Here is an 18,558-nt window from a genome sequence, read left to right as displayed (position 1 = left end):
CTCTGGGAGGGTAGATCACCGGCGGCCCGTCGGACCACCGGTTTTCCGACCCCGGTTCACCACTTGCCGGGCACGTAGTCCTTCAGGAAGACGCCGTACACGTCCTCGCCCTGCTCGCCGCGCACGACAGGGTCGTAGACGCGGGCCGCGCCGTCCACCAGGTCGAGCGGCGCGTGGAAGCCGGCCTCGGCCAGGCGCAGCTTGTCGAAGTGGGGACGCTCGTCGGTGATCCAGCCGGTGTCGACGGAGGTCATCAGGATGCCGTCGGTCTGGAACATCTCCTCGGCGCTGGTCCGCGTGACCATGTTCATGGCAGCCTTAGCGGCGTTGGTGTTCGGGTGCCCGGCACCCTTGTAGCCGCGGCCGAAGACGCCTTCCATCGCCGAGACGTTGACGACGTACGAGCGCCCGCTGACCGCCTTCTTCGCCGCGTCGGCCATGGCCGGGCGCAGAGCGCTGATCAGGATGAACGGCGACGTGTAGTTGCACAGCTGGGTCTCGAGCAGCTCCACCGGGGAGATCTGGTCGATGGTCTGCACCCAGGTGTTGGTGTCGACGACGTCGGGGACGAGGCCGCCCGCGTCGATGGCGGTGCCGTCGAGGTGCCGGGCGACGCTGGCGTTGCCCGCGACGAGCGCGAGGTCGGCGACCTTCTGGGCGTCCAGGCCGCTGGTGCCGATGGGCAGCGCGGCGATGCCGTCGACCGCGCCGGAGTTGAAGGCACCGATCACGTGGTGGGCGGGGAGTTCCCCGGCGGGCAGCGGGGCGCTCTCGCCCTCGACCAGGGCCGCGTACGCGCTGGGCAGGCGGCGCACGGTCTGCGTCGCGTTGTTGATCAGGATGTCGAGCGGACCCGCCGCGGTGACCTGGTCGGCGAGGGCCACGGCCTGCGCCGGGTCACGCAGGTCGATGCCGACGACCTCAAGGCGGTGCAGCCACTCGGCCGAGTCCTCCATCGCCTTGAAGCGGCGGATGGCGTCCTTGGGGAAGCGCGTGGTGATGGTCGTGTGCGCGCCGTCGCGGAGCAGGCGCAGCGCGATGTACATGCCGATCTTGGCGCGGCCGCCGGTGAGCAGGGCGCGCTTGCCGGTGAGGTCGACGCGGGCGTCGCGCTTGGCGCGGTTCAGACCGGCGCAGTCGGGACAGAGCTGGTGGTAGAAGTAGTCGACTTCCACGTACCGCGTCTTGCAGGTGTAGCAGGAGCGCGGGCGCTGGAGTATCCCCGCGATCTTGCCGGCCTCGGTGACGGACGACGGCAGGATGCCCTCGGTCTCGTCGTCGATGCGCTGGGCGGAGCCGGTCGCGGTGGCCTCGGTGACCGCCTTGTCGTGGGCGGTCTTGGCGGCCCGGCGCTCCTGGCGGCGGCGCTGCTTGACCGTGCGGTAGATGCCGGCCGTGGCCCGGCGCACCGCGATGGCGTCGGGGTGGTCGACCTCCAGCGTGTCCAGCTCATCGAGCACGCTGAGGCAGACGGCCAGGCGCTCCGGGTCGATGCCGGGGCCGTACACGACCTCGTCCGTGGCCGTGGGGCCGTCCTCTGTCACCGTCATCGCGCTGCCGCTTCCCTGATCACCCGCGCAGCGCTCCGACTCGCGCCCGCTTTCGAACGGGGAATTTTACGGAGCAGGGTGCCATACCACCAAACGCGGTTCCGAGCAGCCCCACCGGGGCCACCCGCACCCCGGCGACGAGAGCCGCACGGGTGGTGCGGGTGGTGCGGGTGGGACCCCATACCCGGCCGGAGGCCGGGTGCTCAGTGCTCGCAGACGGACAGCAACGTCTCCACCTCGTCCGACACCGCCCGCGCGAACACGTCGAGGTCCGGCACGGCCCGCGCGTCGGCGACGAGCCCGTAGTGCACGCGGCCGCGATACGTGGAGATCGCGACCGCCAGGGACTGGCCGGGGGCGAGCGGGGCGAAGGGGAACACCTCGGTGAGCTGGTGCCCGCCGAGCTTCAGCCCGAGCCCCGGCAGCGGCACGCTGGTGACCAGGATGTCGAACCAGAGCCGCGCGGCCTGCCCGACCAGCGGCCCGCCGAGCCGGTGGCCGAGCGCGGGCACATGATCGGCGAGCAGGGCGACCGCGCCGGCGCCCCGGTTGGGGCCCGCGTCCTTGTTGCGGACCATCGCCGTGCGCACGGTGTCGAGCCGACGGAGCGGATCGGGGTCGTCCACCGGAAGCCGTATCAGGTACCCGGAGAGCCGGTTGCCCTGTGGGTGGGCGGCGCGCGGGCGGCGCCGGGAGACCGGGATGAGGGCGCGGGGGGCGACGCCCGCGCTGCCGTCGCCGCGTTCGTCCAGCCAGCGGCGCAGGGCGCCGGCGACGACGGCGATCAGCACGTCGTTCACCGTGCCGCCGACGCTCTTGCGGACCCGGTGGACGTCGTCGATGTCCAGGACGACCCCGGCGGTGCGGCGGGTGCCGCTGGGCGCGGAGGTCAGCGCGGACGAGGGGCGCATGCCGAGGGTGGAGCGGGCCAGCGAGGCGCCGATGTCGAGGGCCCTGCCCACGTCGGAGAGGGTGCCCTTGACCAGCTCGGGGACGCGTGCGGGCAGCCGGCGCACGTCGGAGAGCAGGGTGCGCGGCGGCTCGATGGCGCGGGGGCCGCGCTCGGGCAGGTCGACCGGGTCCAGGACGCCGGCGGCGAGCTTGAGCGCGCGCAGCCCGTCGGCGAGGGCGTGGTGGAACTTGAACAGCACGGCGAAGGACACACCGTCCTCGCCGGGCAGCACATGCGCCTCCCACGGCGGCCGGCCGCGCTCCAGCGGGCGTTCCATCAGCCGGCCCGCGTCCGCGTGGAAGTCGGCGGTCGGGGCGTGCAGCCGTACGTGGTTCAGCGGGTCGAAGTCCGGATCGGTCTCGCGAGTGGCGCCGCCGAAGGCGAGCGGCTGCCAGACGTCCCGAATGCGCATGCGCAGACCGGGCACGGCGGCGGCCCGCGCGGCGAGCAGGTCGGCGGCGTGGGCGCCCGCGGTGGGCGAGTGCGCGGTGAAGACGCCGAGCGCGCCGAGGTGCATCGGGTGCCGTTCGGACTCCATGTTCCAGAACGCCAGGTCGAGGGGAGCGAGCAGATCGGAAGTCAAGGGCTTGCCTCGCGTCGACGACGGGTGGAGGTGCAGGGAAACAGTCAAAGCGCGTCAGCCGATTACGGTCAAGTACGATCAGGCTACGCTCAGTTAACAGCAGATTAAGTCCCGCCCCTGTGAGAGGGGCGGGATTCAGGAGACTCCTGAGGTCACTTCAGCACCGGTGGTGCCGCCTGGGGTGACGTACCCCACTCGGACGGGCGCGGGCCGACCGTGAACGCGAGGGTGCGCGTGGAGCGCAGCGCGTCCGTCGTCAGATAGGTCCGCGCGTGCGGTGTCCCGTCCGCGTGGACGGCCTGGACGTAGCGGTCGGTCGCCGAGGTGCCGGGCGCGGTGACGGTCAGCCGGCCGCCGGGCCAGAAGCGGCGGTTCAGGGTGAGGTCGACACGGTCGAAGACCGGGGTGGACAGGCCCCAGGTGTCGTAGCCGGGCTGGATCGGGAAGAGCCCGATCGACGACAGCACGTTCCAGGCGGACATGGTGCCGAGGTCGTCGTTGCCGGTCATGCCGGTGGGTCCGTCGGTGAAGAGGGTCAGCGCCGCGTGGACCACGTCCGTGGTCTTCCAGGGCTGCCCGGTGGACAGGTAGGTGTAGGGCGCGATGAGGTCGGGCTCGTTCATCGGGTTGTACTTGTCGGCGTTGTAGTAGTCGTACGCGTCCCCGTGCACCCACACCTCACGGGCGGTCTTCTCGGGGTCGGCCAGCAGCCGGTCGTAGGCGAAGAAGGAGTCCAGGCGGTCGTTGGCCGCGTGGTCGCCGCCGATGAGCCCGATCATGCCGGGCAGGTCCTGCGGGACGAGCCACTGGTACTGCCAGGCGGTGCCCTCGTGGAAGCCGATGCCGCGGGCCGGATCGGCCGAGCCGGTGAAGGCGCCGGACACGTCCCGGGCGCGGAAGAAGCCGGTGGAGGGGTCGAAGACGGTCCGGTAGCTCTGCGCCCGGGCGGCGTAGCGGGCCGCGTCGTCGGTGTGGCCGAGGCCCCGGGCCATCTGGGCGAGCACGGCGTCGGCGAGGGCGTACTCCAGGGTGACGGAGGCACCGTGGTGGTAGTCGGAGTCGCCCATCTTGGCGAGCGGGTGGCTCTTGTCGTAGGGCGCGAAGCCGTGCGCGATGTACTCGGCGTTGGCCTCTCGGCCGACGCCCGGGTAGCCGGCGGGCGGCACCCCGTCGGCGTTCTTCCTCAGCGCCCGGTAGGCACGTTCCTCGAACCCCTTGAGCAGGCCCATCTGGTAGGCGGTGGTCAGGAACGGGGTGACCGGGTCGCCGCTCATGGTGTTCGTCTCGACCGGGCCGTAGCCCCACTTGGGCAGCCAGCCGCCGTCCTCGTCGACCTTCACCACCGACAGCGCCATGTCGCGCGCCTCGCGGGGCGCGAGCAGGGCCAGGAGCTGGGCCTGGGTGCGGTAGGTGTCCCACAGCGACCAGTTCTGGTAGTACGTGAACCGCTCCGCGCGGTGGATGCGGCGGTCCCAGCCGGTGTAGCGGCCGTCGGCGTCGCTGCCGATGTTGGGCGCGAGGAACGAGCGGTACAGCGACGAGTAGAACGTGCGGCGCAGGGTCGGCTCGCCGCCCTCGACACGGACCGCGGCGAGCCGCCGCTCCCACTGCTCGCGGGCCCGGTCCCGTACGGCGTCGAAGGACCGGCCGCCCTCGGCGCGCAGGTTGACGGCGGCGCCGCGCGCGTCCACGTACGACAGGGCGGTGGTCGCCTCGACGGTACGGTCCTTGGTCGCGTCGAAGCGGACGTAGGCGCCGCCGCCTCCGCTGCGCGCGCCCGGGGTGACCGTGGCGCCGTCCCAGGTGCCGTACGCGGTGAAGGGCCGGCTGAAGCGGGTGATCGTGTAGACGGTGTAGGGGCCGGTGTCACGGCAGAAGCCGTGGCCGCTGATCTCGGTGCGCACGGTGTGGTCGTCGAGGATCTCGACCGCGCTGCTCACCGCCTTGTGCAGCGACTGGGCCGCGTTCAGCAGGACGTTGGCCTTGTCGGTGGCCGGGAAGGTGAAGCGCTGCACTCCGGTGCGCTTCGACGCGGTCAGCTCGGCGCGGATGCCGGAGTCGAGGCCGACGCGGTAGTAGCCGGGGCTCGCCTCCTCGTCGGTGTGCGAGAAGCCCGCCGCGTACTTGGCGTAGTCCGTCTGCGTGACCTCGCCCGTGGTGGGCAGCACGGGCAGGTCGCCGCCGATCCGGCAGCCGACGCCCGAGAGATGGACCAGCGAGAAGCCGCGGATGCGGTTCTGTGTGTAGTCGTAACCGGTGTTGTGCCCGGTGTCCGGGGAGAGCTGCACCATGCCGAAGGGCACGGCCGCGCCGGGGAAGGTGTTGCCCTCGTTCTGGCTCCCGATGAACGGGTTGACCAGGTCGGTGAGGCGGCCGTCGGTACGCTCGGCGGCCCGTGCGGCCGGGGTGGCGATCAGCGTGGACGCTGCCAGCACCCCGGCCAGGCACAGCCGCGTGCGCCGGGTCCCTCTCATGTCGCATGACCTCCGCAGGTTCGACATCGTTGCCTGCATCGTGAAGGCCGAACGATGCGAACCCCGGCATTCCGGGAGGAAGATACGAAACGCGTCGCGCCCGGAAGCCGTCTGACGGTGCGTCCGACAGGAGGTCAGGAGACCCGCTGCCCCTTCCCCAGGGCGATCACCCCGCCCTCGGAGACGGTGTACAGCTCCGCGTCCCGCTCCGGGTTGACGCCGATCGTCGCGCCGGGCGGAACCTCGACGTTCTTGTCCAGGACCGCACCGCGGACCACCGCACCCCGGCCGATGTGCACGTTGTCGTGCAGCACCGAGCCCTGCACGACCGCGCCCGGGTCGACCCGTACGCCCGGCGACAGCACGGACCGGGTCACCTGACCGCGGATCAGGCAGCCCGCGCTGATGATGGACTCGCTCGCCATGCCGCCCGCGTTGAACCGGGCCGGGGAGAGCTGGTTGGAGTGCGTGTAGATGGGCCACTGGCGGTTGTAGAGGTTGAAGGCGGGGCGCTCGGCGATCAGGTCCATGTGCGCCTCGTAGTAGGCGTCGAGGGTGCCGACGTCCCGCCAGTAGCCCTGGTCGCGGCTGGTCTCGCCGGGCACGTGGTTGGCGCTGAAGTCGTACAGCTGTGCCTCGCCGCGGCCGGTGAGCTGGGGCAGGATCGAGCCGCCCATGTCGTGCACGGACTGGCTGTCCTCGGCGTCGCGTTGCAGCGCCTCGATGAGGGCCTTGGTGGAGAAGATGTAGTTGCCCATCGAGGCGTACACGCACTCGGGGTCGTCCGCCAGGCCGGGCGGGTCGGCGGGCTTCTCCAGGAAGCGCTCGACACCGCGGCCGTCCGAGCCCGGGGTGATCACCCCGAAGGAGGAGGACTCCGAGCGGGGTACGCGGATGCCGGCCACCGTCACGCCCGCGCCGCCCTCGATGTGCTGCTGGAGCATCTGCCGCGGGTCCATGCGGTAGACGTGGTCGGCGCCGAACACGGCCACGTACTCGGGCTGTTCGTCGTACACGAGGTTCAGCGACTGCAGGAGCGCGTCGGCGCTGCCCAGGTACCAGCGCGGGCCCAGGCGCTGCTGGGCCGGGACCGGGGTGACGTAGTTGCCGAGCAGGCTGGACATCCGCCAGGTGGTGGTGATGTGCCGGTCCAGGGAGTGGGACTTGTACTGGGTCAGCACGCAGATGCGCAGGACGTCCGCGTTGACGAGGTTGGACAGGACGAAGTCGACGAGCCGGTAGGTGCCGCCGAAGGTGACGGCTGGTTTGGCGCGGTCCGCGGTGAGCGGCATCAGGCGCTTGCCCTCTCCGCCCGCCAGAACGATTCCGAGCACCGAAGGTCCACCACGACGCATGGCCGCTCCCCTCACCCTGGTTGAACCATGGTTGCCCCGAGCAGACCGGACTAAGCCTGCTTGAGGATCTCCTCGTACAGTCCGGCGGTGCGCCGGGCCACGGCGTCCCAGCCGAACTCGCCCACCGCGCGCTCCCGTCCGGCCTCGCCCATCCGCCGAGCCGTGTCCCGGTCGCCGAGGACGGCGTCCAGGGCCCGCGCGAGGCCCTGCTCGAAGTCGTCGTCCACGTCGACGAGGAGGCCCGTCCTGCCGTCCTCGACGACCTCGGGGATGCCGCCGACCCGGGAGGCCACCACGGGCGTGCCGCACGCCATGGCCTCCAGGTTGACGATGCCGAGGGGCTCGTACACCGACGGGCAGACGAACACGGCCGCGTGCGTGAGGAGTTGGATCACGTCCGTGCGCGGCAGCATCTGCGGGATCCAGAACACGCCCTCGCGGGCCCGGCTCAGCTCCTCGTACAGCTCCCGGAACTCGCGGTCTATCTCCGGTGTGTCGGGGGCTCCCGCGCACAGGACGACCTGCGCGCGCGGGTCGATGTCCCGTACGGCGCGCAGCAGATGGGGCACGCCCTTCTGGCGGGTGATCCGGCCGACGAACAGGACGTACGGGCGGGCGGGGTCGAGGCCGGTCCGGGTGAGGGCATCGGTGCCGCGGTTCGGCCGGTACAGGGTCGTGTCGATGCCGTTGTGCACGACGCGGACCTTCGCCGGGTCGAGCGCCGGATAGCAGGCCAGGATGTCGTCCCGCATCGCCCCCGACACGGCGATCACCGCGTCGGCGGCCTCGATCGCGCTGCGCTCGGCCCAGCTCGACAGGGCGTATCCGCCGCCCAGTTGCTCGGCCTTCCAGGGGCGCAGCGGCTCCAGCGAGTGGGCCGTCACCACGTGCGGGATGCCGTACAGGAGCTTGGCGAAGTGGCCGGCGAGATTGGCGTACCAGGTGTGGGAGTGGACGAGTTCGCGGCCTTCGAGGGCGGCGGCGATGGACAGGTCCACGGAGAAGGTGCGCAACGCGTCGTTGGAGCCGTCGAGGACGGACCAGGGGCGGTGGCGTACGACTCCGACGCCACGGCCCTCGCCCCAGCAGTGCACCTCCAGGTCCACCAGGGAGGTCAGCTCCCGGGCGAGGAACTCCACATGGACACCGGCGCCACCGTACACATCCGGGGGGTACTCCCGGGTCAGCAGTCCCACACGCACCCGACAACCCCCTTGCCCCGGCGGCACGTTCCCCTTCATGGTCACCCAGAAGCGGCGTCCGGGGAAGAGCGCGGCGGCCGGGTGAAGCAGCAGTCGCCGCAGACTCCGCCGCCGGGGACGCGGTAGTACAGGCAGCAGCTGCGGCGGCGGAAGGCGGTTCCGGCGCGGGTGCCCGTGGTGCGCAGGAGGGGGTGGGCGAAGAGTGCGTCCGTGAGGGCGCGGGCCCGGTCCGCGACCTCGGTACGACCTCTCGCGCGTGCCCAGCGGTCCAGTTCGCGGGCGGCGCCGGCGAGGGCCGAGCCGGCGTTGCCCCACAGCAGGCCGGCCGCGACACCGTAACGGGACTTCAGGGTCTCCCCTAGGGGTTCCAGGTGGCCGTGCAGCACGGTGTCCGCGAGCGTCGCCGCGTCCCCGGGCAGCGGGCGCACCTCGGTCAGCCACAGGTCGTCGGGGGCGGTGGCGGCGGCGTCCCAGCGCAGCAGGCGGGGGTCGAGGTCGGGCAGGCGGCCGTACAGGGCGGCGCAGGCCAGGGCCGGGGACCACAGGCGGGCGGCGAGGCCCTGCTGGCTGATGGAGGCGGCGACCCGCGGCTCATCCGTGCGCAGGCGCTGCCCGACCGTGGTGACACGGAAAGTCAGCTGATTCCGGTAAACATCCGATGTCCCCGTTTCATAGGTCTCCGCGAGGGTCGGCAGAGGCGCACAAGCCGGCCCTGCCGCCGCTCCGGTGGTGCGCAGGACGAAGAAGCCGCCGAGCGGGCGGAGGGCGGCGAGTTCGGGGTCGAGGTCCACGAGGAGCACTAGTACCAGGCCCGTTCGTGGCCCGGACCCCGGGGTGTCCACCCGTGGTCACCCGCCTTGGGGATGATCGGGCGGTCTGCGTACTCCATCGGTAGTAGGACCCAATGCGTGCTCAGGTACGACGACGGGAAGGGACCGAGCGGGCAGAGTGTTGACCATGGAAGCCGACCGTACGCCGCGCCGGACCCACGGGTCCCGCCTCCCGCGGAGGAACTGCAGATGAGCGCCCTCGCGTTGTCCGTGCTCCTGTCGTTCGTCTCCGCCGTCGCCTACGCCGGCGCGGCGATCGTGCAGGAGCAGGTCGCGGTGTCCTGCGCCGACGGGTCGTACCTGCCGCTGCGCCGGGCCGGCTGGTGGGCGGCGCTGGCCCTGAACGGGCTCGGCGGCGTGCTGCACGTCGTGGCACTGGCCTACGGCCCGCTCAGCCTGGTGCAGCCGCTGGGCGCGCTCACCATCGTCTTCGCCCTGCCCATGGCGGCACTCTTCGTCGGCCGCAGGGCCGGGGCGACCGCCTGGCGCGGCGCCATCATGGCCACGGTGGGCCTCGCGGGCCTGCTGTCCCTGGTCGGCTCGTCCGACGCGCACTCCCTCGACGCGGCCCAGCGGGTGGCCGTCGCGCTGGTCACCGGCGGGGCGGTGGTGGCGCTGATGATCGCGGGCCGGGCCGTGCACCGGCACCCGGCCGTGCGCAGCGTGCTGCTGGCCACCGGCTCCGGCATAGCCTTCGGCATGTCGTCCGTGTTCACCAAGACCGTGGCGGTCGACTGGGACAGCGGCATCAGCCTCGGCGACCTGCCCTCCCTCGCGGTGATCGGCGTGTTCGCGACCGCCGGCATCCTGCTCTCCCAGGCCTCCTACCGGGGCGGCGGCCTCGCCTCGCCGCTGGCCACGCTGACCGTGGTCAACCCGGTGCTGGCCGCCGCGGTCGGCATCATGATGTTCGGCGAGACGTTCCGCTACGACACCACCGGCACCGTGCTCGCCCTGGGCTGCGGCGTGGTGGCCGCGGGCGGTCTCATCCTGCTGACGACGGAGCGGCTCGAGCGCACCCCGGCCGGGGAGCCGGTCGCGGAGACCGGGGCGGGCGCCGCAGAGGTGCTCGGGAGCGTGCCCCGGCAGCGGTCGGCGGCGGAGCGGGAGCAGCAGCCGACGGAGACCGGGGAGGTCGTGGAGGTCGTGGGCGGTCCCGCCGCGGAGGAGCTGCGCCTTCCCGACAGCCGCGTCCTGCCGGACGTGCCGGCCCTCGAGGACGTGCTCGTGGCGGCTCCGGACGGCGGCCACGAGGGCGGCGGCCACACCTCGGCGGCCTACGCCCTCCCGGCGTCGTACCTCCCGCTGTCCGCCAGCTTCCACCTGCCGTTCCCCGTCCCGGAGCGGCACCGCCCGCGGGTCAGATCCTGACGCCGCCGGCCCGGAGATAGGCGACCGGGTCGATGTCCGAACCGAAGCCGGGCCCCGTCCGCACCTCGAAGTGCAGATGCGGGCCCGTGACGTTTCCGGTGGACCCGGACCGGCCGATGCGCTGGTCCGCGGTCACGCTCTGCCCGGCCCGCACGGAGATGGCGGACAGGTGGGCGTACTGGGTGTAGCGCCCGTCGGCGTGCCGGATCACCACCTGGTAGCCGTAGGAGCCGCCCCAGCCCGCGGCGACCACGTGTCCGGCCGCCGCCGCGTGGACGGAGGTGCCGGTCGGCACGAGGAAGTCGACCCCGGTGTGGTAGCCCTTCGACCAGTGCGACCCGGCCACGCGGTAACCGGTGCCGATGGCGCCCTTCACCGGGGCGACGAGCGACCGGCCGCTGCCGTGGCTCGGGCGCTGGTGGGTCTTCTTCTCCGAAGGGGCTTTCTTCTTCGGCGACTTGGGCTTGCTGTCGGTGTGCGTGTCGGGCGCCGGGGAGGCGGTGCCGCGCAGGCTGAGCCGCTGGCCCGGCAGGATCAGGTCGGGATCGGACCCTATGGTGGTGCGGTTGCCCGCGTACAGCCGGCGCCAGCCGCCCTGGACGTGCTGTTCGCCGGCGATGCCCGAGAGCGTGTCGCCGTGCACCACCGTGTACATCTCGGCCTGGCCGGCGCGGGACTGCGGGGTCGTCTGCGGCTGTACGTCCGACACGGAGCCGGTCCGGCCGGTCTTCGCCGGGCGGGTCGCGGCACCGTCGGTGTGGAGTTCGGGCGCGTCGCCGCCCCGGGTCAGCCCGGCCCGTACCGAGCACACCGGCCAGGCCCCGGGCCCCTGTCCGTCCAGGACCTTCTCGGCTACGGCGATCTGCTCGTCCCGGGTGGCGAGATCGGCGCGCGGCGCGTACCGGGTGCCGCCGTACGCCTCCCAGGTGGACAGGGTGAACTGCAGCCCGCCGTAGTAGCCGTTGCCGGTGTTGATGCTCCAGTTGCCGCTGGACTCGCAGGCGGCGACCTTGTTCCAGGTGGACGCGTCGGCCGCGTCCGCGGTGCCGGCGGCGACCAGCGGGATGGCGAGACCGGCGCCGCCCGCCGTGACGGTGAGTGAGGCGCGGTTGATCCTGTTCGGCTGGTACCGGCGATGCCGGCCGCGTACGGCCATGTCCGAAATCCCCTCGGCATGCGTCAGGAGCGCAAAAGTAAGCGCCGCGAACAGGCCATGACAAGACGGCAAATCGGCCGCATGTGGTCACCAAGTGGCCGGGAACCGGCCCTCCTTGGCGGGATCGGCGGCGAGCGGCGGCCACGCTGAGGCGAGGGGCGCCTTCCGTCCGTACCCATGCGTGGCGGGTCGGATGTGCGCTCGCCGAAGCGGCACGTCAGGATGGGCGAGGGTCCGTAGTGACGGAGCCGTAGTCACGAGGCAGCTAGGGAGCAGGCGGTATGAGCACTTCAGCGCAGATCGGCGTCACGGGCCTCGCGGTCATGGGCCGCAACCTCGCCCGGAACTTCGCGCGCAACGGCTACACGGTCGCCGTGCACAACCGTACGGAGTCGCGGACGAAGGCGCTGGTGGAGGAGTTCGGGCACGAGGGGGACTTCATCGGGGCCGAGACCGCCGAGGAGTTCGTGGCGGCCCTGGAGCGCCCGCGCCGTCTGGTCATCATGGTCAAGGCCGGCGGTCCGACGGACGCGGTGATCGAGGAGTTCGCCCCGCTCCTGGAGCCCGGCGACATGATCATCGACGGCGGCAACGCGCACTTCGCGGACACCCGCCGCCGGGAGAAGGCGCTGCGCGAGCAGGGCATCCACTTCGTCGGCATGGGCGTCTCCGGCGGCGAGGAGGGCGCGCTGCACGGGCCCAGCATCATGCCCGGTGGCCCGAGGGAGTCGTACGACTCGCTCGGCCCGATGCTGGAGAAGATCTCCGCGAAGGCGGCCGACGGGGCGCCGTGCGTCACGCACGTGGGCCCGGACGGCGCCGGTCACTTCGTGAAGATGGTCCACAACGGCATCGAGTACGCCGACATGCAGCTGATCGGCGAGGCGTACCAGCTGCTGCGGGACGTCGCCGGGTACTCCCCCGCGCAGATCGCGGACATCTTCCGGACCTGGAACACGGGCCGCCTGGACTCGTACCTGATCGAGATCACCGCCGAGGTGCTGTCCCACGTGGACGCGGCGACCGGCAAGCCGTTCGTGGACGTGGTGGTCGACCAGGCCGAGCAGAAGGGCACCGGCCGCTGGACGGTGCAGATCGCGCTGGACCTGGGCGTGCCGGTGTCCGGCATCGCCGAGGCCGTGTTCGCCCGGTCGCTGTCGGGTCACGCGGCGCTGCGGGCCGCTTCGCGGGACCTGGCCGGGCCGAAGCCCTCCCCGCTGAGCGAGTCGGAGGCGGCCGCGTTCGCCGACCAGGTGGAGCAGGCGCTGTACGCCTCGAAGATCGTCTCGTACACGCAGGGCTTCCACGAGATCGCCGCGGGCAGCGAGGAGTACGACTGGGACATCGACCTGGGCGCGGTCTCCTCGATCTGGCGCGGCGGCTGCATCATCCGGGCGGCCTTCCTGGACCGGATCCGTGCCGCGTACGACGCCCGGGCCGATCTGCCGAGCCTGCTGTCCGACGATGCCTTCGCGCAGGAGATCGCCGCCGCCCAGGACGACTGGCGCGAGGTGCTGATCGCGGCGACTCGGCAGGGGGTGCCGACACCGGGCTTCGCGGCGGCGCTGGCGTACTACGACGCGCTGCGGGCGGATCGCCTGCCGGCGGCTTTGACGCAGGGACAGCGGGACTTCTTCGGTGCGCACACCTACCGGCGGACGGACCGGGACGGGTCGTTCCACACGTTGTGGGGTGGGGACCGGAGTGAGGTTTCCGCGTAGCGGGGCTTTGTGCGCCTAGTGGGGTGGGGGGAGCTGTTGCGACGCGGGTACCGGTTTGTCGTGGCTGGTCGCGCAGTTCCCCGCGCCCCTGTCGGCGCGCTGGTTCCGCCCGGCATTTTCAGGTGAGAGGTGGGCCTGGTTCCGGGTTCGGTACGGGTTCCGGGCCCGGCGGGATCGGGGACGGTGAGGGCTCCGGTGGTGGGCCCGGGGCCGGGGGCGGCGGAGGGGGTGGGGGTTCCGGTGCCGGACTCGGTTCCGGTGTGGGGACCGGGCTCGGGTAGGGATCCGGTGGGGCCGGGGGTGGTGGCGGTGTGACGGGGTCGGGGTACGGGTTTGTCATGGGGGTCCTCCGGGCAGTCGCTGCGTCGCCTCTGGGACTACTCCCCGCGTACCCGGGGGCCGCTCGGCCACTCGCCCGGCGGCGGTGTGTTCAGCGGGTACGGGCGGCTGCTGCGGCGGCCAGTCCCGGGCGGGGGCTGGACAGCACCGGAACCGTGGCGGTCGTGAGGCCGCCGGCCGGGGCCATGGACGCCTGGGCCAGGACGATCACGTCGGCGTCGGTGACGCCGTCGGCGGCCGCTGCGACGCTGCGTACGTAGCGCTCCGTGTCGCCTGCCGTGAAGTGGTCCCAGGCGCCGTCGACCAGCAGGGTGCGGACGGAGACGGGGCGGGCGGCCCGGCGGGCCTCCTCCTCGATCAGGTCGGCGGTGGGGCCGAGGGTGCTCTCCAGGGCGGCGAGGACGGTGACGCGCGGGCCCGCGGCCACGGCGGCGGCCGCCATGGGACGGTCGACCCGCAGCACCGGTACGCCGACCGAGGCGGCCTGGGCCTCCGCGACGGCACCGATGGTCGAGCAGGTGCAGAGCACCGCCCGCGCCCCGGCGTCCGCGGCACGGGCGAGCGCGTCCCGTACGTCGTCCGTGACCGCGAGGGGACCTTCCCGCCGGGCCCGCTCCAGCAGTTCCTCCGCGACGAGGTGCCGTAGCTCCAGGTCCGGGTGGTCCGCGTCGCGCAGGGCGTCGAAGACCGGGACGTGGACGGGCGAGGTGTGCAGGAGGGCGAGCATGGCGGGTCGGGATCCGTTCGTCCTGGGGTGAGGTCAGAACCGTCCGGGGTGGGCGCGCAGCCAGTCCTTCGCGGCCTCGAGCAGCTCCGGGTCGGCCGGCGGGGCCACCTCGGGGTGGCGTTCGGCCCACTTGACGACGTACGGGCACAGCGGGGCGACCGGGATGCCCTCGCGCTCGGCCACGGCGTACAGCTCGCGGGCGAGCGAGCCGGCGATGCCCTTGCCCTCGTGGGCCGGCTCCACGATCGTGTGGACCGGGACCAGGGCGCGCGCGGGCGACTCGAGGACGAAGTACTCGATGTGACCGGTCACCTCACCGTCACCGACGGCTTCGAGGCGGCCCGCCGCCCGGTCGTCACGGATCTCGATGTCACTCATGGGCACGCACGCTCCTGGTCCTCGTCGTCCTCGTCGGCCGGTCAGGCCGAGACGGCCTGCGGGCTGCGCTCCTGGTCCGATCCGGGCACCGGCTCGGACGGGTCGGCACCGAGGGCCACGATCCGGTTGCCTGCGTCGACGTGCACGACCCGCGGCCGGAGCGCCCGCGCCTCGGCGTCGGTGACCTGAGCGTAGCTGATGATGATCACCAGGTCTCCGGGATGGACGAGGTGGGCGGCCGCCCCGTTGATCCCGACGACTCCCGAGCCGCGTTCGCCTTCGATGACGTACGTCTCCAGACGGGCGCCGTTGGTGATGTCGACGATGTGCACCAGCTCGCCGGGCAGCAGGTCGGCGGCGTCGAGCAGGTCGGCGTCGATGGTCACCGATCCCACGTAGTGCAGGTCGGCCTGGGTGACGGTGGCGCGGTGGATCTTGGACTTGAATACTGTACGAAACATGAAGAAACTCCCGATTTATCTGCTCCCTGCCTGCTTTTTGCAGGTCAAGGGCGATGTTCGGAGGCTACAACGTTTCGCATGTGTGGTCAGCTGTCGCCGGGTGTTTGAGGACTCACACTGACCTACTGCTGACCTTTCTGACGCCGCGCCAGTCGCACGAGCTCGCGTGTCAGGGCCTTCTGCGCGCTTTCCGGGCTGGTCTACGTGAAGCAGATCTGATCGGGCACGGGGGGGGTGGACGTCGTCCGCCACGCCGTTGTTGACGTCCACCGCCCGGGCCTCACCATTGCGCAAACCGAACCCCGCCATGCGATCTCAAGCCCGAGATCATCGTCGGCGACAGTCGGCGCCACCTTCACATAGGTGCGGAAGGTGACGACCACCTTCCCGGGTGTCGACCTGGCGAACGCTCAACATGAGGCGCATCGGCGCCCGCTAAACGAGCGCCGGCTACGCCTCGCCCGCAACGTGCACAGGGGTATGCGCACGTTGCGGGCCACTGCACGGGGCGCGAGTAGGTAGCGCTCAGACTGCTGGTGAAGCGGCCGGATCCCGGAACTGATCGACTCAGCCGCCGCTCTTGCGCCTGAACGACCGCTGGCTCGCAGCCGGGCCGTGCGCCGCACGCACTTTCGACGCATTGGGGTTGGCGGCAGCATCGGCGGCGTCCGCCTGCGCACCGCGCTTGCGTGCAAGGGCTTCGCGGAACTTGCGCTTGAGGTCGTAGTTGCCGTCGCTGTCCGGCGCCAGAGAGAACGTCTCCGGGGCAGCCGGCTCCGAACCTTCCGTAGATACGGGCTCTGCGGTCATGGTGACCTCCTGGGTTCGGGGGTGGGCAGGCACAGCTTGTCATGCCGGGCGCAGTGCGGGGCGCCGGCAACATCACCACCGACATCCCGTCCGGCCTGACCATCCCCCAGCTGATGAACTCCGTCGCGACGGGCGCCCTCGACGCCACCGAGCTGATCAGCCACCGTCTGCCGCTGTCCGGGTCCCGTCCTCCCCTACGGGCCCGGCTTGACGGTCTTCATCGTGAAGTGCGAGGTGACGTTCTTGATCCTGGGGATAGTCATGACCCGTTGGCTGAGGAACGTCTCGTAGGCGGAGAGATCGGCGACGGCGACGCGGACGAAATAATCCGGGCTCCCGAACAGCCTCCGCAGTTCCAGCACCTCCTCGGCCTGCGCCAGGGTCTCCTCGAACCGCTCGACCGTCTCCGCGTCCTGCGCCTCCAGGCTGAGGTCGATCAGCACCTCGAAGGACCGGCCCACGGAAGCGGGGTCGACCACGGCCCGATAGCCCCGGATGACGCCGTCGGCCTCCAGCCGCCGCACCCGGCGCAGACACGGCCCGGTGGTCAGCCCGACCCGCTGGGCCACCCCGCCCGGCCGGTCGCCGGACGCAGATATCCGAGGGTGTCCGCGACTCCTTCTCGGCCGGGCTGGGTATCTTCCCGCTCGGTATCGCGCTCGGCCTGCTGATCATGCAGGCCGGACTGCCGTGGTGGCTCGCCCCCGCCCTGTCCCTGTCCGCGTTCGCCGGCTCCCTGGAACTGCTGCTGGTCGGCATGATGGCGAGCGTCACTCCACTCGCCGCGGTCGCGCTGACCGTGCTCGTGGTCAACTTCCGACATGTCTTCTACGCGTTCAACTTCCCGCTCCACCTGGTCAAGCAACCGGCGGCGAAGGTGTACGCCGTCTACGCCATGATCGACGAGGCGTACGCCGTGAACGCCTCCCTGCCCGAGCACGAGCGCTCGGCACCCCGACTGCTGGCCATGCAGATCGCCTGCGAGACCTACTGGGTCGGCGGCGGACTGCTCGGCGTCGCCCTGGGTGCGGCCCTGCCGGCTCCCGTCAAGGGCCTGGAGTTCGCGCTGTGCGCCCTGTTCACCGTGCTCACCCTCGATGCGTTCTGCTCCCGCAAGGAGCTGCCGTCCCTGCTGCTCGCGGGCGCGAGCGTCACCATCGCCCTTTTCCTCACCCCGGCCGTGGCCATGTTCACCGTACTGCTGCTGTTCGTCGGCCTGCTCCTGGCCCGCCACTTCGCCACAGCCCGGAAGGCCGCCGATGCCTAGCACCCCTTATCTGATCGCCGTCCTGTCGATCGTCTTCACCATCACGCTCGCCCTGCGCGCCGTCCCCTTCGCCGTGCTGGGCCGGCTGCGGGACTCGGCGGTCGTACGGCGGCTGGCGGTGTGGATGCCGGTCGGCATCCTCGCCATCCTCGCGGTGACCGCACTGCACGGCACGATCACGAAGGACTCGCACGGCACCTGGTACGCGCTGCTCGCCGTCGCCGCCACTGTCGTCGTTCACCTGGCCTTCCGCCGCCGTACCATCCTCAGCGTCGGCGCAGGTACCACGCTCTACGTCGTCCTCCTCAACTCTCTCTGAACGCCTCTTGGAGGAGCGCCCGTTGACCTCCGACAACTACTACGAACCCATCGACGAGCACCGCTACAAGCCGACGACGCACGCGGGCGGGGCCTGGAACACGGACGAGCAGCACTTCAGCCCGCTGGGCGGGCTCGTCGTCCACGCCCTCGACCGCCACCGGGCCGCCGGCCCCGACGACGGCCTGGTCCTCTCACGGATCAGTTACGACATCCTCGGACGTCTCGCCCTCGACGAGTGCGAGATCGTGGTGGAGACCGTCCGTCCCGGGCGGACCATCGAGCTCCTCGAAGCCGTCGTACGGATTGCCGGCCGCCCGGTCGTCCGGGCCCGCGCCTGGTTCCTGGCCCACCTCGACACCACCGCGATCATGGGCGGACCCGACGACCGCCTCACCCTGCCCGAGGCACTCACCCCGTGGCCGATGTCCGGCCTCTGGCCCGGCGGCTACATCGCCTCCCTGGACGTCCGCCCGCTCGCACCGCGGCATTCTCGGTAGCGTGACCATCTGCTGCATGGGGTGTCCATGTGTCGGGCTGGTCCGTGCGACGGCTTCCGGCGGAGAGTGATGAGGCTGCAATGAGTGAACTGACGAAGCCCGAGGTCGACGTTCCGGAGGGTGACGCTCCTACCGAGCTGACCATCCGGGACCTGATCGTCGGGGACGGGGCTGAGGTAAAGCCGGGCATGGTGGTCAGGGTCCACTATGTCGGGGTGACCTTCGAGTCCGGGAAGGAGTTCGATGCCTCCTGGGACCGGGGCCAGCCGTTCAAGTTCGCCCTGGGCAGTGGCAAGGTCATCAAGGGCTGGGACCGGGGGGTGAGGGGGATGAAGGTCGGCGGTCGGCGCGAGATCATCGTTCCCCCGCGTCTCGGCTACGGCAATCAGTCGCCCTCGCCGTTGATCCCGGCGGGCTCGACCCTGGTCTTCGTGGTGGACCTGCTGGACTCGTATTCCAGCACCACCGGGTGGAGCAACGCCTAGCACCCCTGACCGCTCCTCCCCTGCGGCTGCGACTGTCGCGAGCCAGGGTTCCCCGCGCCGGCGGCGAGGCTCGGCGGAC

General features: G+C 71.6%; 17 protein-coding genes and 1 pseudogene. 6 read left to right on the top strand and 12 right to left on the bottom strand.

Annotated features, from left to right (window positions below):
- Positions 1-56 precede the first annotated feature (56 nt).
- The 6 genes from BEK98_RS39545 to BEK98_RS39520 all read right to left on the bottom strand — a co-directional run bounded on the left by BEK98_RS39545 (position 57) and on the right by BEK98_RS39520 (position 8,907).
- Entirely contained in the window at positions 57-1,550 is a 1,494-nt protein-coding gene (locus BEK98_RS39545; protein ID WP_094221612.1) for an SDR family oxidoreductase, read from the bottom strand.
- A 203-nt stretch (positions 1,551-1,753) separates the two neighbouring features.
- Positions 1,754-3,085, bottom strand: coding sequence for a wax ester/triacylglycerol synthase family O-acyltransferase (locus BEK98_RS39540; protein ID WP_094221611.1), 1,332 nt, complete (start codon positions 3,083-3,085; stop codon positions 1,754-1,756).
- Between the two features lie 152 nt (positions 3,086-3,237).
- Complete coding sequence (locus tag BEK98_RS39535) at positions 3,238-5,559, bottom strand: GH92 family glycosyl hydrolase (RefSeq protein ID WP_094221610.1); 2,322 nt, start codon at positions 5,557-5,559, stop codon at positions 3,238-3,240.
- A gap of 134 nt (positions 5,560-5,693) precedes the next feature.
- Complete coding sequence (gene glgC, locus BEK98_RS39530) at positions 5,694-6,914, bottom strand: glucose-1-phosphate adenylyltransferase (RefSeq protein ID WP_094221609.1); 1,221 nt, start codon at positions 6,912-6,914, stop codon at positions 5,694-5,696.
- A 50-nt stretch (positions 6,915-6,964) separates the two neighbouring features.
- Positions 6,965-8,116 (bottom strand): glycogen synthase, encoded by a 1,152-nt coding sequence (glgA, locus tag BEK98_RS39525; RefSeq protein ID WP_094221608.1) that lies wholly within the window; start codon positions 8,114-8,116, stop codon positions 6,965-6,967.
- Between the two features lie 41 nt (positions 8,117-8,157).
- Positions 8,158-8,907, bottom strand: coding sequence for a (2Fe-2S)-binding protein (locus BEK98_RS39520; RefSeq protein WP_094221654.1), 750 nt, complete (start codon positions 8,905-8,907; stop codon positions 8,158-8,160).
- 228 nt (positions 8,908-9,135) lie between these two features.
- On the opposite strand from BEK98_RS39520, the gene BEK98_RS39515 reads away from it, so the two are divergent.
- Positions 9,136-10,317: a DMT family transporter gene (locus tag BEK98_RS39515; protein ID WP_094221607.1), complete on the top strand. Its 1,182-nt coding sequence runs from the start codon at positions 9,136-9,138 to the stop codon at positions 10,315-10,317.
- On the opposite strand, the gene BEK98_RS39510 is transcribed toward BEK98_RS39515, so the two are convergent.
- Positions 10,307-11,473, bottom strand: a complete 1,167-nt coding sequence (locus tag BEK98_RS39510) for a transglycosylase family protein (RefSeq protein WP_094221606.1) — start codon at positions 11,471-11,473, stop codon at positions 10,307-10,309. The two genes, BEK98_RS39515 and BEK98_RS39510, sit on opposite strands and share 11 nt — an antisense overlap.
- Positions 11,474-11,754: 281 nt before the next feature.
- Here BEK98_RS39510 and gndA point away from each other — a divergent pair, with 281 nt between their 5' ends.
- Entirely contained in the window at positions 11,755-13,194 is a 1,440-nt protein-coding gene (gene gndA, locus BEK98_RS39505; RefSeq protein ID WP_094221605.1) for an NADP-dependent phosphogluconate dehydrogenase, read from the top strand.
- 430 nt (positions 13,195-13,624) lie between these two features.
- Here gndA and BEK98_RS39495 read toward each other — a convergent pair whose 3' ends face one another.
- From BEK98_RS39495 to BEK98_RS39475, 5 genes are all read right to left on the bottom strand, one after another.
- Entirely contained in the window at positions 13,625-14,260 is a 636-nt protein-coding gene (locus tag BEK98_RS39495; protein ID WP_094221603.1) for an aspartate/glutamate racemase family protein, read from the bottom strand.
- A 33-nt stretch (positions 14,261-14,293) separates the two neighbouring features.
- Positions 14,294-14,638, bottom strand: coding sequence for a GNAT family N-acetyltransferase (locus tag BEK98_RS39490; protein ID WP_094221602.1), 345 nt, complete (start codon positions 14,636-14,638; stop codon positions 14,294-14,296).
- A 41-nt stretch (positions 14,639-14,679) separates the two neighbouring features.
- Entirely contained in the window at positions 14,680-15,099 is a 420-nt protein-coding gene (panD, locus tag BEK98_RS39485; protein WP_094221601.1) for an aspartate 1-decarboxylase, read from the bottom strand.
- Between the two features lie 567 nt (positions 15,100-15,666).
- Positions 15,667-15,909, bottom strand: coding sequence for a DUF5302 domain-containing protein (locus BEK98_RS39480; RefSeq protein ID WP_094221600.1), 243 nt, complete (start codon positions 15,907-15,909; stop codon positions 15,667-15,669).
- Positions 15,910-16,103: 194 nt separating this feature from the next.
- Positions 16,104-16,478: an Lrp/AsnC family transcriptional regulator gene (locus tag BEK98_RS39475; RefSeq protein ID WP_244202185.1), complete on the bottom strand. Its 375-nt coding sequence runs from the start codon at positions 16,476-16,478 to the stop codon at positions 16,104-16,106.
- Between the two features lie 26 nt (positions 16,479-16,504).
- Here BEK98_RS39475 and BEK98_RS39470 point away from each other — a divergent pair, with 26 nt between their 5' ends.
- The 4 genes and pseudogenes from BEK98_RS39470 to BEK98_RS39455 all read left to right on the top strand — a co-directional run bounded on the left by BEK98_RS39470 (position 16,505) and on the right by BEK98_RS39455 (position 18,479).
- Positions 16,505-17,176 (top strand): AzlC family ABC transporter permease, encoded by a 672-nt coding sequence (locus tag BEK98_RS39470; protein ID WP_094221598.1) that lies wholly within the window; start codon positions 16,505-16,507, stop codon positions 17,174-17,176.
- Positions 17,169-17,495 carry a branched-chain amino acid transporter permease gene (locus tag BEK98_RS39465; RefSeq protein ID WP_094221597.1) on the top strand — a complete coding sequence of 109 codons (327 nt, stop codon included), beginning with the start codon at positions 17,169-17,171 and terminating at the stop codon, positions 17,493-17,495. Before BEK98_RS39470 ends, BEK98_RS39465 begins: the two co-directional genes overlap by 8 nt.
- A 7-nt stretch (positions 17,496-17,502) precedes the next feature.
- A pseudogene (locus BEK98_RS39460) lies at positions 17,503-17,979 on the top strand (acyl-CoA thioesterase domain-containing protein); the annotation flags it as partial.
- Between the two features lie 95 nt (positions 17,980-18,074).
- Entirely contained in the window at positions 18,075-18,479 is a 405-nt protein-coding gene (locus BEK98_RS39455; RefSeq protein ID WP_094221596.1) for an FKBP-type peptidyl-prolyl cis-trans isomerase, read from the top strand.
- The last annotated feature ends 79 nt before the right edge of the window (positions 18,480-18,558 follow it).

This window comes from Streptomyces diastatochromogenes (genome assembly GCF_002242805.1).
In the GTDB taxonomy this organism is placed as follows: Bacteria; Actinomycetota; Actinomycetes; order Streptomycetales; family Streptomycetaceae; genus Streptomyces; species Streptomyces diastatochromogenes.
Note: the sequence above shows the minus strand (reverse complement) of the source record. Positions and strands in the feature narration are given on the sequence as shown.